Here is a 16,400-nt window from a genome sequence, read left to right on the forward strand (position 1 = left end):
TATTGCTATAATAAAAAAAGAAGGGGTAAAGATCTTCATTAGATCTTTACCCCAGTCTTTTTTGTATCTATACTCTATCAGTCAAACATATACTTATTTGTTCTAGATCTTACATTAAGGATGAATCCAATTGCAAGAAGATTAGTTGCTAGAGAACTTCCTCCGTAACTTACGAATGGTAGAGTAATCCCTGTAATCGGTAGTAGACCGATCGTCATACCAATATTTTGGAAAATCTGGAAAGTAAACATTCCGACTACACCAGCACAAAGATAGCTACCAAATTTGTCGTTACTTTCTAAAGCAATATGAATCATTCGATAAATTAATAAGAAGAATAATGAAATTACTACACTTGCACCTATGAAACCGTATTGTTCGCAGATTACTGTGAAAATAAAATCTGTATGTGGCTCAGGGAAGTATGCTTCACCGTTATGGAACCCTTTACCCGTAAGTAAACCAGAACCAGCTGCCATTAATGCCTGAGTAAGCTGATAACCTTGAGAAGGGTATTCATACGGTGCTAACCAACCGTAAAAACGATTTAACTGGTATTCCTCAAGCACATGCGATGTGAAAAATTCAAAATGATAAAAGTACAAATAAACCATGAAAGCACCAAGGCCAATCGTTAATACAACTAGTCCTAGAATATAGCGCCAACGAATTCCAGAAATTAAAATCATTGTTGCGATAATTGCACACATAACCATTGTATTTCCTAAGTCAGGCTCTTTCGCAATTAGTAGTAAAGGAGGCAATGCAATACCGAATATTTTACCTAAAAGTAAAATATCTTCTCTCTTTCCACGAACAGCGTACGTTTCATTATGTCTTGAAATAATCGTTCCTAAAATAATGATCATAAAAATTTTCATTAATTCAGATGGTTGGAAGTTACCAATACCAGGTAAAGTGTACCATGCCGTTGCACCTTTGATAGTTTTAGCACCTGGGATATGCAGTTCTAATCCAAGTAGCAGGAGTAGTCCAATTCCATACATATACCAAATTACATTTTTATATCGATCAAAATCAATAATCATAATTAAAGCAATACCAACAAGTCCAATGATATACCATTTAATTTGTTGGCCAGCGAAATTGATGTTTCTTAGATTTGCAGGAAGGCTTGGCATTGCACTAGTAATTGCAAGATAACTTACAGCGGCAATACAAAAAAGAATAAAAAGTAATTTGAAATCAATTTGAAAGGGAGATGTACGGTCTTCCTTCATGTCCTCACCTCTCTATAATAAGTTTTATTAGTATGCTTTTAAATAGGCACTTTTAATGTACGACAATCATCATTATAATTTATTTTTGTCTTTAAAGGAATTCAAAACTATAAACTCTTTTTAAATAAACTATTATATTTATATTTTTCACTTTAAAATATAAATTGGCAGCTAGGAATAGTACTCGACGTGGTAGCCAATTCTAGGAATAAAGTATAAGTGCAACTACGCCTCTGACTTCGTTTAAAAAGGCTCGTCAGTCGACGAGTTTTCTTTATGTGGATAAAGCTATATTTAACTTTACTATTTTCAATTCATCGTATTTGTGCTACTATTTTAGTATCTAGTACTAATAACTAATAATAAAGGAGATGAATGATATGATTTCATTACAAGGCAAAACTTTTGTTGTTATGGGTGTTGCAAACTTCCGTAGTATCGCTTGGGGTATTGCACAATCATTACATAGCGCGGGAGCAAATTTAATTTTTACATACGCAAGTGAAAGATTAGAAAAAGGTGTTCGTGAATTAGCTGACTCACTAGAAAATCCTAACAATCTTTTAGTTCAATGTGATGTAACTAGTGATGAAGATTTAGCAAAATGCTTTGCATCAATTAAAGAGCAAGTAGGCACAATTCATGGTGTAGCACACTGTATCGCTTTTGCTAATAAAGAGGATTTAAAAGGTGATTTTGTAGACACAAGCCGTGATGGTTACTTATTATCACAAAACATTAGTGCTTACTCTTTAGTAGGTGTAGCTCGTGAAGCAAAACCATTAATGGTTGAAGGTGGAAGCATTGTTACGCTAACTTACTTAGGTGGAGAGCGTGTAATGCAAAACTATAACCTAATGGGTGTATCTAAAGCAGCTCTAGAAGCTTCTGTACGCTATTTAGCAAACGATTTAGGGAAAGACAATATTCGCGTAAACTCAATCTCTGCAGGACCAATCCGTACGCTTTCTGCAAAAGGAGTTGGCGACTTTAATACAATCTTAAAAGAGATCGAAGAAAAAGCTCCATTACGTAGAAACGTAACACAAGAAGAAGTAGGAGATTCTGCTTTATTCTTATTTAGTGACTTAGCAAGAGGTATTACTGGAGAAAACATTCATGTTGATTCAGGATACCATATAATGGGATAAGAAGAGCAGGAAGAATAGAAGTCTAAATGACTTCTATTCTTTTTTTCGGGTTGACAATACTCATAAAGGGTTCATGAGTAAGTAAAACAGCCAGAGGAAGAAAATAACATACTCATGCCAGATTGGAACGGATGTTGCTCAACTCATATTTTAGTTGAGGGAATCAATTGCAACGAGGAAGCTCAGCGCATGCCCCCATGAAAAGCGTGCATGCTGCAGTGGAAATAAGCGTCCTTCCTTATATGGGTAAACATTCTGTTAGGGAAATCAACCTAACATTAGTCAAATAAAAAAGGTGCCTTTTTATGATGATCATAAATAGGCACTTTTCTATTTTAAATGTGGCATTTAAATTTTATTATTTCTTACGGAATAAAAATTGATTTTAAATGACGAAGACCTACTAATTTGCTTTCTCCTCTAGATGTAGTCAACTCTATGAAATTTGAGTCAATGGAACTCAACTTACCTATATATTCGTAATTTTCTCCACTGTTCATTACGACTAATTCACCAATCAACTTATTTAATTGAACGTCTAACGTGCGTGCTAAAGGGATATTAGAAGGATTAACAGGTAATAAATTATGACTTAACATATAAGGGGTTTTTTCAGTGAGATACGGGGTTAACCACTTTAAATGCTGTAGGGATATATACATGATTTTATAAATCGGTGAATAGAATACGAAGTAATTATTCATGATGGTTGTAATAAAGCCATGAAAAGAATGATTATTTGATAGATTAATTTCTACAAAAATCCCTTTGGCAGCAGTTAATACTTTACGTAAAGATAACTCATCTTTTTCGTGTTCTAATTCTTGTAGGGAAGGAACAACACCAAAGGATTCTTCGAGTATACTTTCACTAAGATTATGAATATGAAGTAGTGGAATATAAAGGAAATTTTCACCATTGAAAACAACTAATAAATCATTTCCAACTTCAATTAAGATTCCATCAACATTACTGTTACCAGATATTTCAATTGTAACTTGTTTGTTGAGAAAATTTTTGAAACTTGCCATGATTTTCTCCTTTCTTAAAAAGATAAATCATTATTATTCAGACATGTTCATTTCTGAAAAAGGATTTTCAATTTTATTAATATGGACATATCAATTAGGATGATAGTTTGTCTAAATAAAATCAATCATTTCATTTAAAGATTGGCAAGGTAGGTAGTGCCTGTCTTATATGAATGAAAAAAGATTATTAAGTTTGAAAATTTTATAGTTGGATCAGTTATTTCATAATAGCATACTTCCAATGCTCTATTGATTACCACTCAAAATTAAGTATAGTTTCAAATTACTTTATTATGGTTTTACATAATTAGAATGGCATCGAGGGTCAAAGTTTTATAAAAAAAGGGTCGTTTTATTTCATAAAACGACCTTTCTAAACATTATTTTCTTCTTCTTAATGTTTGGCTTGTCGTATTACTTCTTTCGTAAACTTCAAATTTTTCTCCAAAACTTACACTTTTTACATGATAAGTAGCAATATACACTAGTTCATCGTTAAAAGAAATTTCTACATAATCATGGTTTGCATCTAGAAGAATGCCTTCAACTTTGTCGTGGCCACCGCGATTAATTTTTACCCATTGTCTAACTTGAGAATTTAATAAGTCTACAAAACTCTCGTTTGGTAATAATTCAATCGTATTGAACATTTCATCATAAGATAATCTACCTTTTGCAAATGAAGTTACGCTTTTAATATGAGTATAAGGGAAGTAAATTACACCATCAGCCTCTGTAAAAAGAGCAATATGTGTTCCATATGCACCAAGTAATAAACCTTCTTTAGATTCATGACCTCCTCGACCAATTCTAACTCCTTTACCTACGAATACTGAGAATAACTCTTTATTCACTTTTTCATCGCTCCTTGTTTTTTCTGTGCGGTTACAATGTATTTATATGTGCCCTGTCAATCGTTTGTACTAGGATATTTGTCCAATTTATACGAATATGTATAAAATTAGTCAAGTGTTGATAGGCAAATATTTATTATTTCGATCAAATTTGTAGGTTACTTGTTTGAGAAAAAAGTAACATGATAAATATTGTCCGTTCATATAATTTATGAGAGCACACTTACGAGGGAGGAACAACAATGGCAAGAAAAGAGTCTAAAGAAGGTGTAAAGCCATTATTATATATTGCGCAGCCGGATTTTCAAGAAGCCAAGTTGAACGTACAACACTCTTATGTGGTCAAAGTAAATAATCAGGATCAAAAACAAAAGGATAAAGAATATGTAGCTTCTAAATACGTAGAAGTAGAAGAACTAGAAGATTCAGAAGAACTAGAGGAATTAGAAGATGTTGTGAATTTAGATGAACAAGAAGAGCAACAAGAAGAACAAGAAGAACAAGAAGAACAAGAAGAACAAGTCGAAGCAGATAATACTTGGATGAAAAAACCATTTAAAGCTATGACGAATGAAGAAAAGGTTTTATTTATGATAAATAAGCCTCATTATATTCCAAAGGTTGAGTGCCGAATTCGAACAGATAAAGATTTATATATTGGCTATATTATGGCTTACAACGAAGGAAAGGTATCAATTAAGGTTTCTTCAAAAATAAATGATATAGAATTAGATATTCAAAGTATTGTAAGTATACAAATGGTAGGTATTTAAGACGTTAAAAAGGTGGTAGATACATGATCTACCACCCATAGTTTTTTAGTTTACATTAAACTTACAGATTTGAAACGTGTACGTCACGTAAGCATTGGATTGCACAGAAGCAATCTAAGTCAACAGTTACACAAGTGTTTGATGCTACAAACATTTCAGCTTCTACTAATTCGCAGAAAGTATTTTGGTTGTTTTTGTTTCCGCCGCCTTGTTGGTTTTGATTAACTGGAACCAATGCTCTTAATACTGCACAGCAATCATCGTCTACACTTTCAACACGGAAAACAACTGTATCTTGGCAATTGTTGACTTGAGCGTTTTTGTTTTGGTTGCCGTCTTGATTTTGATTATTAGCTTGTTGAGCCATAACTGCCATCATATTATTATTAAATGCTGGTACTCTAAATAATTCACCGTTTGCTAAATACAATAGGAAAGGGCGAGTATTTGCAAGTGGTACATTAGGGTTAGCACCTAAGAATGGAACGTCACAACCTGTTGGGCAAGTGTGTGTTGCGCAATCTTGTAGATCATTTATGAATTTTACAACGTCACATACACAATGGTTTCTTTTTTTGTCGTGGTTGTCTTTGCAACTCATTATTTTCACTCCTTATCACTTTAGATGGATATTACATTACTATGATATTAAGCAGGCGAAAAACGGTTACTGAAGATTTTTGCTTTTTTAGATAAATGGGCTTAGGAGCAAAGTAGTACAGTTAAAGCTAGAAGGACAAAGAAGAGCTTAAATCTGTAAAAGGGGAATAGGGAGAGTAAAAAAGAAAAGGGGAGGAGAAGGGTTGGAAGGGATTAGAGGAGCATAAATGTAGGGTAAGGAAGTGAGATTATTTACCCCTTGCATCCATATCCCTTGTCCCCGTACTAAACATGGATATAAGTTGGTTGTTGCTATTCATCTTAATTTTGGCAAGCTTTCGATTGACTCGTTTAGTTGTCCACGATAAAATAACAGCTTTTCTAAGAAGGCCTTTTATTGATGAAATAACTCTTGAAGAAAATGGGATGCCAGTTACTTATACAAAGATTAAAGGAAGTGGAATCCAATACTTTTTTGGTGAGTTATTAAGTTGTACTTGGTGTAGTGGAATTTGGTGTACAGCGTTTTTACTATTAATAAATGTGTTCTTCCCACATGTGGGAGAATTCATCATCATTTTATTAGCAATTGCAGGAGCAGCAGGCGTAATAGAAACGATTGTTAATAGACTGAATTCGTAATTTTATGTAGAACGATTGAAAATTCCTTTCATATACTATTATGAATAGACTTATATAGGAGGGAAGATATGTATAATCAAGGTCAAGGTCAAATGACTCCTTTTCAATGGCAACAACTCCAGCAACAACAGCAGTACCAAATGCAACAACAACAAATGCAGCAACAAATGAATCAAGCGAACTATAACCCATATTACCAAGGTGCTCCGGCCGGCTATGAGAAAAAATCAGGTTGTGGCTGTAGCGGAAGAACAACTAGACGATAATCCATAAAAAAAGGTGAGCATACTTTTGCTCACCTTAATTTTTTGTACTTATTTAAGTTCGTTGGCCAATCTCATTTCTTATTAATAAAACGTCGAATTAATCTTGATGAATTAGCTTTTTTCCCTCTTCTTTTTTGAAGAATCGATAAGTATAATAGCTTTCTAGCTCTTGTACATGCCACATATAGAAGGCGACGTTCTTCTTCTAGTTGATCTAAGTTACCATTTTTTAAAGATTCTAAAGCATAATCATGAGGGAATCCTCCGTCTACAACACCTAGAATATAGACATAATCATACTCTAATCCCTTTGAACGATGAGCTGTTAAAAGCGAAATATTACCTTGTGATGACTGATTTTTTTTCTGCTTATATTCTTTAAATTTAGCTGAGATATGAAATGCGTGTTCAACAAACTCTCTAATTGATTTGAAATTTTTGCTTACAACCTTTAAATCTCTTAAATCATCAGAAGGTCTTTCGATTTTATTAGACTCATTTCCACGTTTTTTAATATAGTCCATAAATGCTGGACTTTCTTCAATTCGCTCAATTGCTTCTAGTGGAGATGCGATTTTTAAATAACGTAAAATCTTTATCAGGTTCTCAATTTTTTTAATTTGAAATGGTGCTGCACTTTTAATAGTGGTGAATGCTTCTAAGAAAGATAGATTTTGCATAACACTATTCATTTTTGCATCTTGAAATGCTTGTTGTTTTAGGAAAAAGACAGGTAATATTTCTTTCAATGCTGCTTGGTGGTCCTCATCTCCTATTAATAGTAGGAAAGAGATCATTTTTCGAATAATCGGTCGATCATAAAATGAGTCACCATCTTGATCGATAGTAAATGGTAAGCTTGTTCCAATTAATCGCTCAAAAACAGCCCTAGATGCAGTATTAGTGCGATACAAAATTGCAAATTGTCCTGGATTTGCACCGTTATTAATTTTTTCTTTCATATCATTAATAATCATCGTTGCTTCTTCTTCTTCATCGTATGGAAAGAAGAAAGAAGGTACTTGATCGTAGTCATATTGAGCATGCATTGATTTGACAAAACGGTTTTTATTAGGTTTAATGACTTCGTTTGCCAATGATACAATCCCGTGGGTGGAACGATAATTTTCACTTAAATGATAAATTTTAGATCCTTGGAAATGCTCTTTAAAGTCTAAGATAAACTTTGGATCACTTCCTCTAAACGCATAAATTGACTGGTCATCATCACCAACAGCTGTAATATTTTCTGTATGTTGAAAAAGGATTTTTAGAATATTGAATTGGATTTTATTAATATCTTGAAACTCATCCACTAATAAACATTTAAATCGATTTTGATAATGTAAAAGTAATTCATTATTTTCATTTAACATTTCAAAGCAACCGAGTAACATATCGTCAAAATCAAATTGCCCGTTTTGCTTTTTTAATGATTCATAGCCTTCATAAAGTGAAGCGACCTGTTCTTCCCAAGCATCCTTTGATCTAATCTCATGTGGATAAACACAAGAGTTCTTCCATAAGCCGATTTGTTGAATCGCTTGATCGTATGCAAATGACTTTTCATCAATTTCAAGTCGTCGACCAATTTGCTTTAACATGATCTCCTTTTGAAAATCTGATTTAATTAATCGACTTGAATCCCATTTAGCACGATCAAAACGTAAAAGCATTTTATAGAAAATACTATGAAAGGTACCAATTTCCATCTGTTGAATAGGGTAACCTAGACCTTTCATTCGTTCTTTCATTTCTGCAGATGCTTTTGAGGTGAATGTTACGAGCATCATTTCATGCGGGAGTATACCACTATTCATTAAGTGCATTGCTCGTGTTGTAATAACTCGTGTTTTACCACTTCCGGCTCCAGCAAGTACAAGTAATGGTGAACCGATATGAGTAACAGCATTCCATTGTTGTGAATCTAATGAAATTTGATTGATCACAAATTCATCCGTTTTTTGTTCAATTTTTTTATATGGTGAAATATTGTAAAAAGGTAGTCTATTAATAAATTGATTTTCATCTATTTTTTCGATTGTAGCTGTATTTGAGATTGAACGCTTAGTAGGTAGTTTAATAATACGCTCGTTAGTATTTTCGGTAGTAGAATTATTATTTTCAAATCTAGCAATAATTTCTTGCTCCAACTCCACGGTATGATTTATACATGGTAGATTTTGCTCTTTGTTCATATGATAAAAATGAGGAATATCATAAATAGTTAAAGTGAAACTTAATGTTTGATGACAATTAACACATTTAACTTCCCCACGAATACTGGCTTGATATATTTCCTCATATCTTGATCGAGGGAATTCTGGTAAATAGATTGATTGATTTTGATAGTTTGCAATTTTCATTATTTTCCCCCTTAAAATTAAAGCAGACTCATCTATGTTACCAAAAAGATTTGTGTACGAAAAGTGAATTTTAATGGGAAAAAAGTATCTTTTCATCTGTATAGTACTAAATACATTAGTAAGACCGTTGTTTGACATATAGCCTAGAGTATAGTTTTGTAAATTCCCATAAAAAAACTATGATTCAATTGAATCATAGTTCTAAGTATGTTTAATTTAATTTTAGTTTCATTTCGGCATGTGGAATTCCAGCTTCAAAAAATATTTCGGAAGAGATTTCATATCCTAATTTTTCATAAAAAGGAATGGCAGATTCTTGTGCGTGTAGGACTAATTGATTTAAGCCTTTTTCCTTTGCAGTTTTATGAATTAAGTACATAATTTCATTCCCAATTTTTTTACCTCGATAGTTACTTAAAACGCAAATTCGCTGAACTTTTCCAGTCGATTCGATTAATCTAAGTCGACCTGCAGCAATCGGTTGTTCTCCATCGTATGAAACAAAATGTATACATTCTTTGTCAAGGCCATCAAACTCTAATTCTCTTGAAATTTGCTGTTCCTCTACAAAAACTTCTACTCGTACTTTAAGAGCGTCTTGTATACTTGCGTCTGTTGCTGCGACTATTGTGCGAATGCTCATTTTTTTGCTCCTAATTTAAATGTTTCATACACTTCCCAAGCACCGTTTTCTAATTGGTAAACTAATTTAAAGTTATCTACTACTTCATTGTAACTAAATTGAATCATACGTAACTGGCCTAGAATATCAGCAAATTCAGCATCTTGTAATTGCTGACCGATTGTAATATGCGGTACGAATGCATAATCTTTAATTTCTGGGAAAGCGCCAGTGTGCATTTTTTCATGAAGCTCTTTTAATGCTTCAACAGGTGTAACTTTTAAATAGATGACATTATTAACTGGTGCAAAAGAACTTACTTTATTAATTTCCAATTCAAATGGTTCAATTTGACTCGCAATTTCATTTAATTGTGAAATAATATTTGGAAGTTGATCTTCACTTAATTCGAATCCACTTCTTAATGTAACATGAGGAGAGATTAACGTATAGGCTGGATCAAAACGTTTTCTATACTCATTAGCCTTTTCTTGAACGAAATTAGATGGAAAAAAAACAACGCCACATTTCATAAAAATTACCTCCTGTTTGCGATACTTTATATTTTAATTTGAAAAAATTAACGAAAGAAAAATAACTAATTTTAATTATACCAAATTTTTTGAAAATCGCTAAGTTTCACGAATTATTTTGCTAAACTAATTTTTAATACATCGTCAAGTTGCTTTTCCCAGTTTGTCCAAGTATGGTCCCCTTCGTATTCTGCATAATGTAATTCTACAGGGAAGTTTGCTAAATATTCTTTTAACTGTAAACCACCTTTGACAAAATTAACCCATTGCTTACTTGGTGTGAAAACATTATCTTCTTGTTTCCCAACAGTTTGAACAATAGAAAGAATTGAATTTAATTTTGTATTTTTTAAAAATGCTATTACATCATCGTTCACAAATGGTGATTGCATAATGACTTGTCCAAATGTATTAGGGTATGTAAATGCAGCTTGTAATGAAACAGTACCACCTAATGAATCGCCGATTAGTGTTCTGCTATGGGCTAATCCAAGTAAAGGTAAATGATCATCTAAATATGGAAGTAATTCTTCAGCTAAAAAACGAATATAGTTTTTTTGACCAGGCTGAGAAGGGTGGTATAGTTTAAAGCGCTCATCTGGTGAAGAATATGGTATTCCTACAATGATTGTAGGTTGAATTGAACCTTCTTTTGTTAATTTTTCAATTACTCGATGAACTTTTCCTAAATTAAAATAATCTTGTCCATCTTGGGCAATTAATAAGTGATGTTTTATTAACGGAGTGTACATGCTTGAATAGTATATTGTAAATGTAATTTCTTTTTTGATGTGCTCACTATATAATGTATGTTCTTCTCTAGTACCATTTGTTTGAATCATAAAATGTCTCCTCTTCTTTTCCCTAGGATGATATAATTAGATGTTACTTCATACGAAAAATTTAGAAAAGTAAAACGTATTAAACGCTTACAAAATAAGTCTAAAAGAGGTGAAACATGAGTAAAAAACAACCTAATGCAATGATGTCATTATTAATTTTGTCCATTGTTGCGATTTCAACTTCAGCTATATTAGCTAAATGGACAAATGCTTCTCCATCTGTTTTAAGCATGTATCGCCTCTGGTTTACATGTATATGGATGCTACCATTTGTATTGAAGCGAAAAAATGAATTAAAAGCTTTAAAAAAATCACATTATAAATCATTCGCTTTAGGTGGATTAATGTTAGCTGTCCATTTTATTTTATGGTATGGTTCATTAGTTTTCACTTCAGTGGCGAGCTCAACGATCATATTAGCTCTTCAGCCATTAGTTGCAATGATTCTTGGATTCTTTGTATTTAAAGAGCGCACGTCTATGCAATCTAAAATATGTATGATGATCGCGATTATTGGTGTATGTCTAATAGGATTCGGTGATATCGGCTTAAGTATGTCAGCATTTAAAGGTGATATTCTTTCATTTCTAAGTGTAATTGCTGCAGTACTCTATTTAATGGTTGGACAAACAACTGTAAAAAATACATCTCATTGGGTGTATAGTTTTTGGGTATTCGCATTTTCAGCTGCATTTTTAACAATCTATAATATCGTAACGATGGATAATTTCTTTGATTACCAATCAAAAGATTGGACCATATTTATTGCATCTGCCATTATTCCTTCATTAGCACATATTATAAATAACTATTTATTAAATTACGTAAATGCTACGACAATCTCAATGAGTATACTCGGGGAACCAGTTGGTGCATCTATTTTAGCGGTTTTCCTTCTTCACGAAATGTTATCATCATTTCAGTTAATCGGCGGTACGATCGTCATTGTGAGTGTATTCTTGTACCTATATCAACAGCAAAAAGAAGTTTCATCAATACAAGTCAAAACAGATAATTCTTCATCAGCTTAGATCTACCAATTAAATTAAAAATTATTTCATAAGGCTTTCAAATCTTTCATATGGTTTGAAAGTTTTTTTGTTTTTTAACTAAAAATAGGTAGAATAGATAATAGCGATTAGAAAAATATTCCATAAACTTTTATCCAGCAAATAAAAGGAGAAAAGAGCTACTTATGAAAAAAAAGAAGAAAAAAGCCAAAAATCCTCTCCATTACATATTTTTTTCTTATATAATCATTACATTTTTATTTTCTTTCTTATACTATCTCCCATTTACGCGAATTTCGAATATAAGTTATATAGACAGTTTATTTGTTTCAACTAGTGCCATTAGTGTGACTGGGCTAACAACAGTAAACTTAGTTGAGACATTTAATGTGTGGGGAAAAATATTATTAATGATTCAAATGGAAATTGGTGCAATTGGAATTGTTGTTTTTATTAGTTACGGTTTTATGATGCTCGGTATACGGATGACGATTTCAAATTTACTAGTGGTTTCTAAGGACCAAAATCAAAGTAGTATTAAGTCAATTAGAAGATTAAGTTTGTCAGTTTTATACACCTCATTATTTTTTCAATTTATAGGTGGGTTATTTTTTTACAGTCAATTTAGGGAGAAATATAACTCAGTAAAAGAAACTTTACTAGTTACTGCATTCCATTCTATTGCAAGCTTCACAAATACAGGCTTTGATTTATTTGGAAATAGTCTAATTTCGTTTCAAAAAAATAATTTAGTTCTAATTGTAACAGCAGCGTTAATTTTTATAGGTGGATTAGGATATCCGACTATTATGGAGTACATCTATAAATACAACAAGAAGAAATCCTTATTTACAAGGATTAATATGCGTCTACATTTTTCGTTTATGATTCTTGGAACAATTGTTTTTTGGCTTTTAGAAAGTGGCCATGCGTTTAAACATTTAAATTTTTTGGATCAATTAACAAACTCATTTTTTTTATCGGTCACAAGTCGAAATGGTGGATATGCACCGCTTGATATTGCAGAACTAACATTGCCCGCGATCTTAATACTTTTAGTGTTGATGTATATAGGTGGAGCTTCATCGAGTGCAGCAGGTGGGATTCGTTTAACAACCGTTTCGGTATTAGCTGCAAAGATGTTTTCCGTTATTAAGTCACAGGAAGATACAATTATTTTTAGAACAAGCGTAAAGAAAGAAGTAGTTGACCGTGCATTTGTTATTGCGATGAGCTTTATCATATTAATCACATCCGCAACAATTTTTATTTCGATTTTTGAACCGTTTCAGTTAGATTTAATTTTACTAGAAGTCATTTCGGCCATTACAAATACCGGATTATCATTAGGAATTACAACAAATATTCATAGCGTGTCAAAAATAGTCTTAATTTTATTAATGTTTATCGGAAGAATTGGGATCTTCACGCTAATTTATTTCGTACTTCGAGTAAATAATCAAAAATTAAAATATGTGGAAAAAGACTTAGCAGTTGGGTAAGGAGGAGATTTTATGCCAAAGCAATATTTGGTAATAGGTGCTGGACGTTTTGGGCGAGGAATTGTAAAAGAATTTGATCGATTAGGTCACGAAGTTGTTGTTTGTGATAAAGATAAAAAGACATTAGATCAATTAGAAGAGTACACAGAATATGCAGTAATTGGCGATTTGCGTGAAGAGTCTATTCTAGAGGATTTAAATGTAAGTCAATTTGATGCAGTATTTGTAGCAATTGGAACGGATTCTTTAGCTTCTATCTTAATTACGAGAAGATTGAAAGAGAGAAAAGTAAAAAGAATTATTTGTAAAGCAAATAACCGTGAAGTTGGTGGGATTTTAGAAAGTATTGGAGCGGATTTAGTTATTTACCCTGAAGAGGAAGCTGGGCATAAAGCGGCACGTATGGAAGCGATGAGTGGAATAATTGAATACATCGAAATTACAAAGAATGTTGCAGGAGTTGAGACGGTCATTCCTGAAAAATTGGTTGGTAAAACATTAAGAGAAATGAGTTTTTCAATGAAATATGGCATTACAGTTGTCCTAATCATCCGCGACGGTGAGCCAATGGTATCGCAAATTGGAGACGTTGTTTTTCAAAGTGGAGATTTAATTTTTATTGTAGGAGAAAAATCAAAAATTGAATTGTTTAAGAAGAAAGTTGGATAAATCAATTAGGGCTTAATTATATTTACCTATTTGGAACGTTTAAACGTTATAGTTGAATATACTAATCCTAAATGACTAATCAAGGATTGGTGTTTTATAATGAGCCAACTTATGGAGGTTATTGGGTCATGGGTGAATGCGATTGGAACAATCAGTTCAGCAATTAGTAGTACACCCATGAGAGGATTAAAAGGAGAAGACCGAAAAGGGTGGGAAGAACTAAGTTTTCATCTAGATTTTGGCGGAAATGCCTTTCAAGCGATCGGAAATATAATAGAAGCTTTTTTAGGAGAACCTAGTGTAATTGAAGATGCAGGTGAAATTATCCAAGCTTCAGGTAATGTCACTGTATTATTTAGTTTATTAGCTGCAGAAGCAGAGGAAGAAAAAGAAGAAGGAGAAAAAGATGCAGATCGAGCAATAAAATTAAATATGACTGGGAATGCCCAACAAGCTTTTGGAGGATTACTAGCAGCTTTAGAGGAATTTAGTGATGATGAATTTGATGTAACAGGTTTTATGGGGAACTTTTTACAGGCAATCGGAAATACATTACAAGTATTAGCTGGTGTGGTAGAGCTAGAAATAGAAGATTTAAAAGACTATTTAGAAGAAACCGGGCAAGTAGAACAACCTAGCGATTTATCAGATGGAGTCATATTTGACGTACTTCAAGAATATCATGGCAGTGCGCCAGTGTCTGAAGCTAGTGAACTATCTGATGGAATTATTTTTGATGAGGTACAGGAATATACTGGAAGATTGCCTGAAAATCATAATGAAAAAATATCAGAACTTGTAAGTGAATCTTCTAATGAAGAAAAATTGAATGAAATTGAATATCTTTTTGGTAGATTACCAGATTACGAACCAATTGAATTACAGGATGAATCAATTTCTAGCCAACAAGGCGAGCCTAGTGATCTGTCTGATGGGGTCATTTTTGATGTGCTCCAACAATATGATTCAGAAACTGAAACAAACCCATTAGTGAAAGAATACGAAGAATTAGCATTACTATTAAAATATAGTGGAAGTTGGATTCAAGCTGGTGGTTCAATCGTATCTGTATTTGCTGAACAAAAAGAGTTATTTAAAAAGAATTCTGAACAAGATGATCAAGATGACAAAGAGGAGAAGACATTAGAAAAGAAGAAAAATTCTAAAAGAAAAAAAAGACAGAAAAAATCAGCGGAGAATAATATAGAACAAAATCAGAAGAAAAGCATGACCTCGGAATATACAGAGGTAAAGAAAAAGAGCTAACAAAAATATGCTATAGTGTGGATGTTAGTTCTAGATACATAGATCATAGAATAAAGCCATTCCGTAAATTTGTTTAAAATAATCTTGTAGAAATAGTAAGAATTTAAGGTATAAATTAGCAGTGGCTGCACATTTACAGAGGAAACAAAATACTCAATAGTAAACGATTTAAAAATTTTTGATTACATAATAGGCAAACAGGAAAATATTAATAATAAAGAGAGTATACCTTCACCACGTTTGGTTAAGGAATATTGGATATTAATATTTAACTATTGGAGAGATCGCCTATGAAAAGTAGAATGATTAAAATCGTTAAAAACTATAAAGTTCAGACGTTTGTATTTGGTGTGGGTGTTTTATTATTGTTCTTAACAATTGTGTTTGGTAGTATTCTATTAAGCAATATACCAAGAGACAAAGATATGAGATGGAAAGATTTAATGCATACAATAAGCGAAATAGAAGCAAAATCGAATAGATGAGCTTTTTTTAAGATTGAACATTACAAACTAGTGGACTTATATTCGAAATTTTTTGTTAAATATAGGTTGAAGAGTTTTAGACAAAACAGTATAATAGACTTAATTAGAGAGAATGATTTCTCCACATATATTACGATTCCATAGCTCAGCTGGGAGAGCACTACCTTGACAGGGTAGGGGTCGCTGGTTCAAGTCCAGTTGGGATCATACGAATGAGAAGGCTCAAACCTAAGTGTATCAAGGGTTTGGGCTTTTTCTTTGTTTTCTATTATTCTTTGTATGAATATTATTCATTGCACAAAGACTGTACATAACTTCACGAGCACATCTCTTAAAACCACCTTTATCTGTAATTTAATCTTGAAATTCCATCATTTCATCAAATTGAGAAGAAATACGATATGTGTAGTTTCTAGTTTTTTCCATTTATTAGTTAGTGAAATATCTAACAACACCTTGTATAATTGTCATAAATCAGACAATAAAAACATAGCTAGTGAGTGAAGTTAAATAAAAGTTATGTAAACGAAGATAGCAGTATACTGTG

Annotated in this window: 17 protein-coding genes and 1 tRNA gene; 10 read left to right on the plus strand and 8 right to left on the minus strand. The window is 32.5% G+C overall.

What is annotated here, in order from left to right; translation table 11 throughout:
* Positions 1–77 precede the first annotated feature (77 nt).
* Entirely contained in the window at positions 78–1,241 is a 1,164-nt protein-coding gene (locus tag ACFVR2_RS08400; protein ID WP_387360688.1) for an FtsW/RodA/SpoVE family cell cycle protein, read from the minus strand.
* A 380-nt stretch (positions 1,242–1,621) separates the two neighbouring features.
* Here ACFVR2_RS08400 and fabI point away from each other — a divergent pair, with 380 nt between their 5' ends.
* Positions 1,622–2,392, plus strand: a complete 771-nt coding sequence (gene fabI, locus ACFVR2_RS08405; RefSeq protein ID WP_387360690.1) for an enoyl-ACP reductase FabI — start codon at positions 1,622–1,624, stop codon at positions 2,390–2,392.
* Between the two features lie 365 nt (positions 2,393–2,757).
* Here the strand turns inward: fabI and ACFVR2_RS08410 are convergent, their stop codons facing one another.
* Together ACFVR2_RS08410 and ACFVR2_RS08415 are read right to left on the minus strand one after the other, a co-directional pair.
* Positions 2,758–3,423: a DUF2642 domain-containing protein gene (locus ACFVR2_RS08410; RefSeq protein WP_387360692.1), complete on the minus strand. Its 666-nt coding sequence runs from the start codon at positions 3,421–3,423 to the stop codon at positions 2,758–2,760.
* A gap of 380 nt (positions 3,424–3,803) precedes the next feature.
* Positions 3,804–4,277: a spore coat protein gene (locus ACFVR2_RS08415; protein ID WP_387360694.1), complete on the minus strand. Its 474-nt coding sequence runs from the start codon at positions 4,275–4,277 to the stop codon at positions 3,804–3,806.
* Between the two features lie 242 nt (positions 4,278–4,519).
* Here ACFVR2_RS08415 and ACFVR2_RS08420 point away from each other — a divergent pair, with 242 nt between their 5' ends.
* Positions 4,520–5,050, plus strand: coding sequence for a CotO family spore coat protein (locus ACFVR2_RS08420; protein WP_387360696.1), 531 nt, complete (start codon positions 4,520–4,522; stop codon positions 5,048–5,050).
* A 61-nt stretch (positions 5,051–5,111) separates the two neighbouring features.
* Here ACFVR2_RS08420 and ACFVR2_RS08425 read toward each other — a convergent pair whose 3' ends face one another.
* The gene (locus ACFVR2_RS08425; RefSeq protein ID WP_387360698.1) at positions 5,112–5,651 is read right to left on the minus strand and encodes a CotY/CotZ family spore coat protein; all 540 of its coding nucleotides are present in this window, start codon (positions 5,649–5,651) and stop codon (positions 5,112–5,114) included.
* Positions 5,652–5,941: 290 nt separating this feature from the next.
* On the opposite strand from ACFVR2_RS08425, the gene ACFVR2_RS08430 reads away from it, so the two are divergent.
* Both ACFVR2_RS08430 and ACFVR2_RS08435 read left to right on the plus strand, forming a co-directional pair.
* Entirely contained in the window at positions 5,942–6,292 is a 351-nt protein-coding gene (locus ACFVR2_RS08430) for a DUF1360 domain-containing protein (RefSeq protein WP_387360700.1), read from the plus strand.
* 68 nt (positions 6,293–6,360) lie between these two features.
* A complete protein-coding gene (locus ACFVR2_RS08435; protein ID WP_387360702.1) occupies positions 6,361–6,558 on the plus strand; it encodes a hypothetical protein in 198 nt (65 codons plus the stop codon).
* A gap of 71 nt (positions 6,559–6,629) precedes the next feature.
* Here ACFVR2_RS08435 and ACFVR2_RS08440 read toward each other — a convergent pair whose 3' ends face one another.
* The 4 genes from ACFVR2_RS08440 to ACFVR2_RS08455 form a co-directional block, all read right to left on the minus strand.
* Positions 6,630–8,924, minus strand: a complete 2,295-nt coding sequence (locus tag ACFVR2_RS08440; protein ID WP_387360704.1) for an ATP-dependent helicase — start codon at positions 8,922–8,924, stop codon at positions 6,630–6,632.
* Positions 8,925–9,135: 211 nt separating this feature from the next.
* Entirely contained in the window at positions 9,136–9,567 is a 432-nt protein-coding gene (locus ACFVR2_RS08445) for a GNAT family N-acetyltransferase (protein WP_387360706.1), read from the minus strand.
* Positions 9,564–10,079: a YjcG family protein gene (locus ACFVR2_RS08450; RefSeq protein ID WP_098859394.1), complete on the minus strand. Its 516-nt coding sequence runs from the start codon at positions 10,077–10,079 to the stop codon at positions 9,564–9,566. The genes ACFVR2_RS08445 and ACFVR2_RS08450 overlap by 4 nt, the downstream gene beginning before the upstream one ends.
* Before the next feature lie 113 nt (positions 10,080–10,192).
* Positions 10,193–10,921, minus strand: coding sequence for an alpha/beta hydrolase (locus ACFVR2_RS08455; RefSeq protein WP_387360708.1), 729 nt, complete (start codon positions 10,919–10,921; stop codon positions 10,193–10,195).
* 116 nt (positions 10,922–11,037) lie between these two features.
* Between ACFVR2_RS08455 and ACFVR2_RS08460 the strand changes: the two genes are divergently transcribed.
* The 6 genes from ACFVR2_RS08460 to ACFVR2_RS08485 all read left to right on the plus strand — a co-directional run bounded on the left by ACFVR2_RS08460 (position 11,038) and on the right by ACFVR2_RS08485 (position 16,060).
* The gene (locus ACFVR2_RS08460) at positions 11,038–11,952 is read left to right on the plus strand and encodes a DMT family transporter (RefSeq protein ID WP_387360710.1); all 915 of its coding nucleotides are present in this window, start codon (positions 11,038–11,040) and stop codon (positions 11,950–11,952) included.
* A 164-nt stretch (positions 11,953–12,116) separates the two neighbouring features.
* On the plus strand, positions 12,117–13,433 hold the full coding sequence (locus ACFVR2_RS08465) for a TrkH family potassium uptake protein (RefSeq protein ID WP_387360712.1): 1,317 nt from the start codon (positions 12,117–12,119) through the stop codon (positions 13,431–13,433).
* 12 nt (positions 13,434–13,445) lie between these two features.
* Positions 13,446–14,102 (plus strand): potassium channel family protein, encoded by a 657-nt coding sequence (locus ACFVR2_RS08470; protein ID WP_387360714.1) that lies wholly within the window; start codon positions 13,446–13,448, stop codon positions 14,100–14,102.
* Between the two features lie 99 nt (positions 14,103–14,201).
* A complete protein-coding gene (locus ACFVR2_RS08475) occupies positions 14,202–15,368 on the plus strand; it encodes a DUF6944 family repetitive protein (protein WP_387360716.1) in 1,167 nt (388 codons plus the stop codon).
* Positions 15,369–15,658: 290 nt separating this feature from the next.
* Positions 15,659–15,853, plus strand: coding sequence for a hypothetical protein (locus tag ACFVR2_RS08480; RefSeq protein ID WP_387360718.1), 195 nt, complete (start codon positions 15,659–15,661; stop codon positions 15,851–15,853).
* A gap of 134 nt (positions 15,854–15,987) precedes the next feature.
* Positions 15,988–16,060, plus strand: a tRNA-Val gene (locus ACFVR2_RS08485).
* Positions 16,061–16,400: the final 340 nt, after the last annotated feature.

The organism is Gottfriedia sp. NPDC057991 (assembly GCF_042886615.1).
In the GTDB taxonomy this organism is placed as follows: Bacteria; Bacillota; Bacilli; order Bacillales; family Bacillaceae_G; genus Gottfriedia.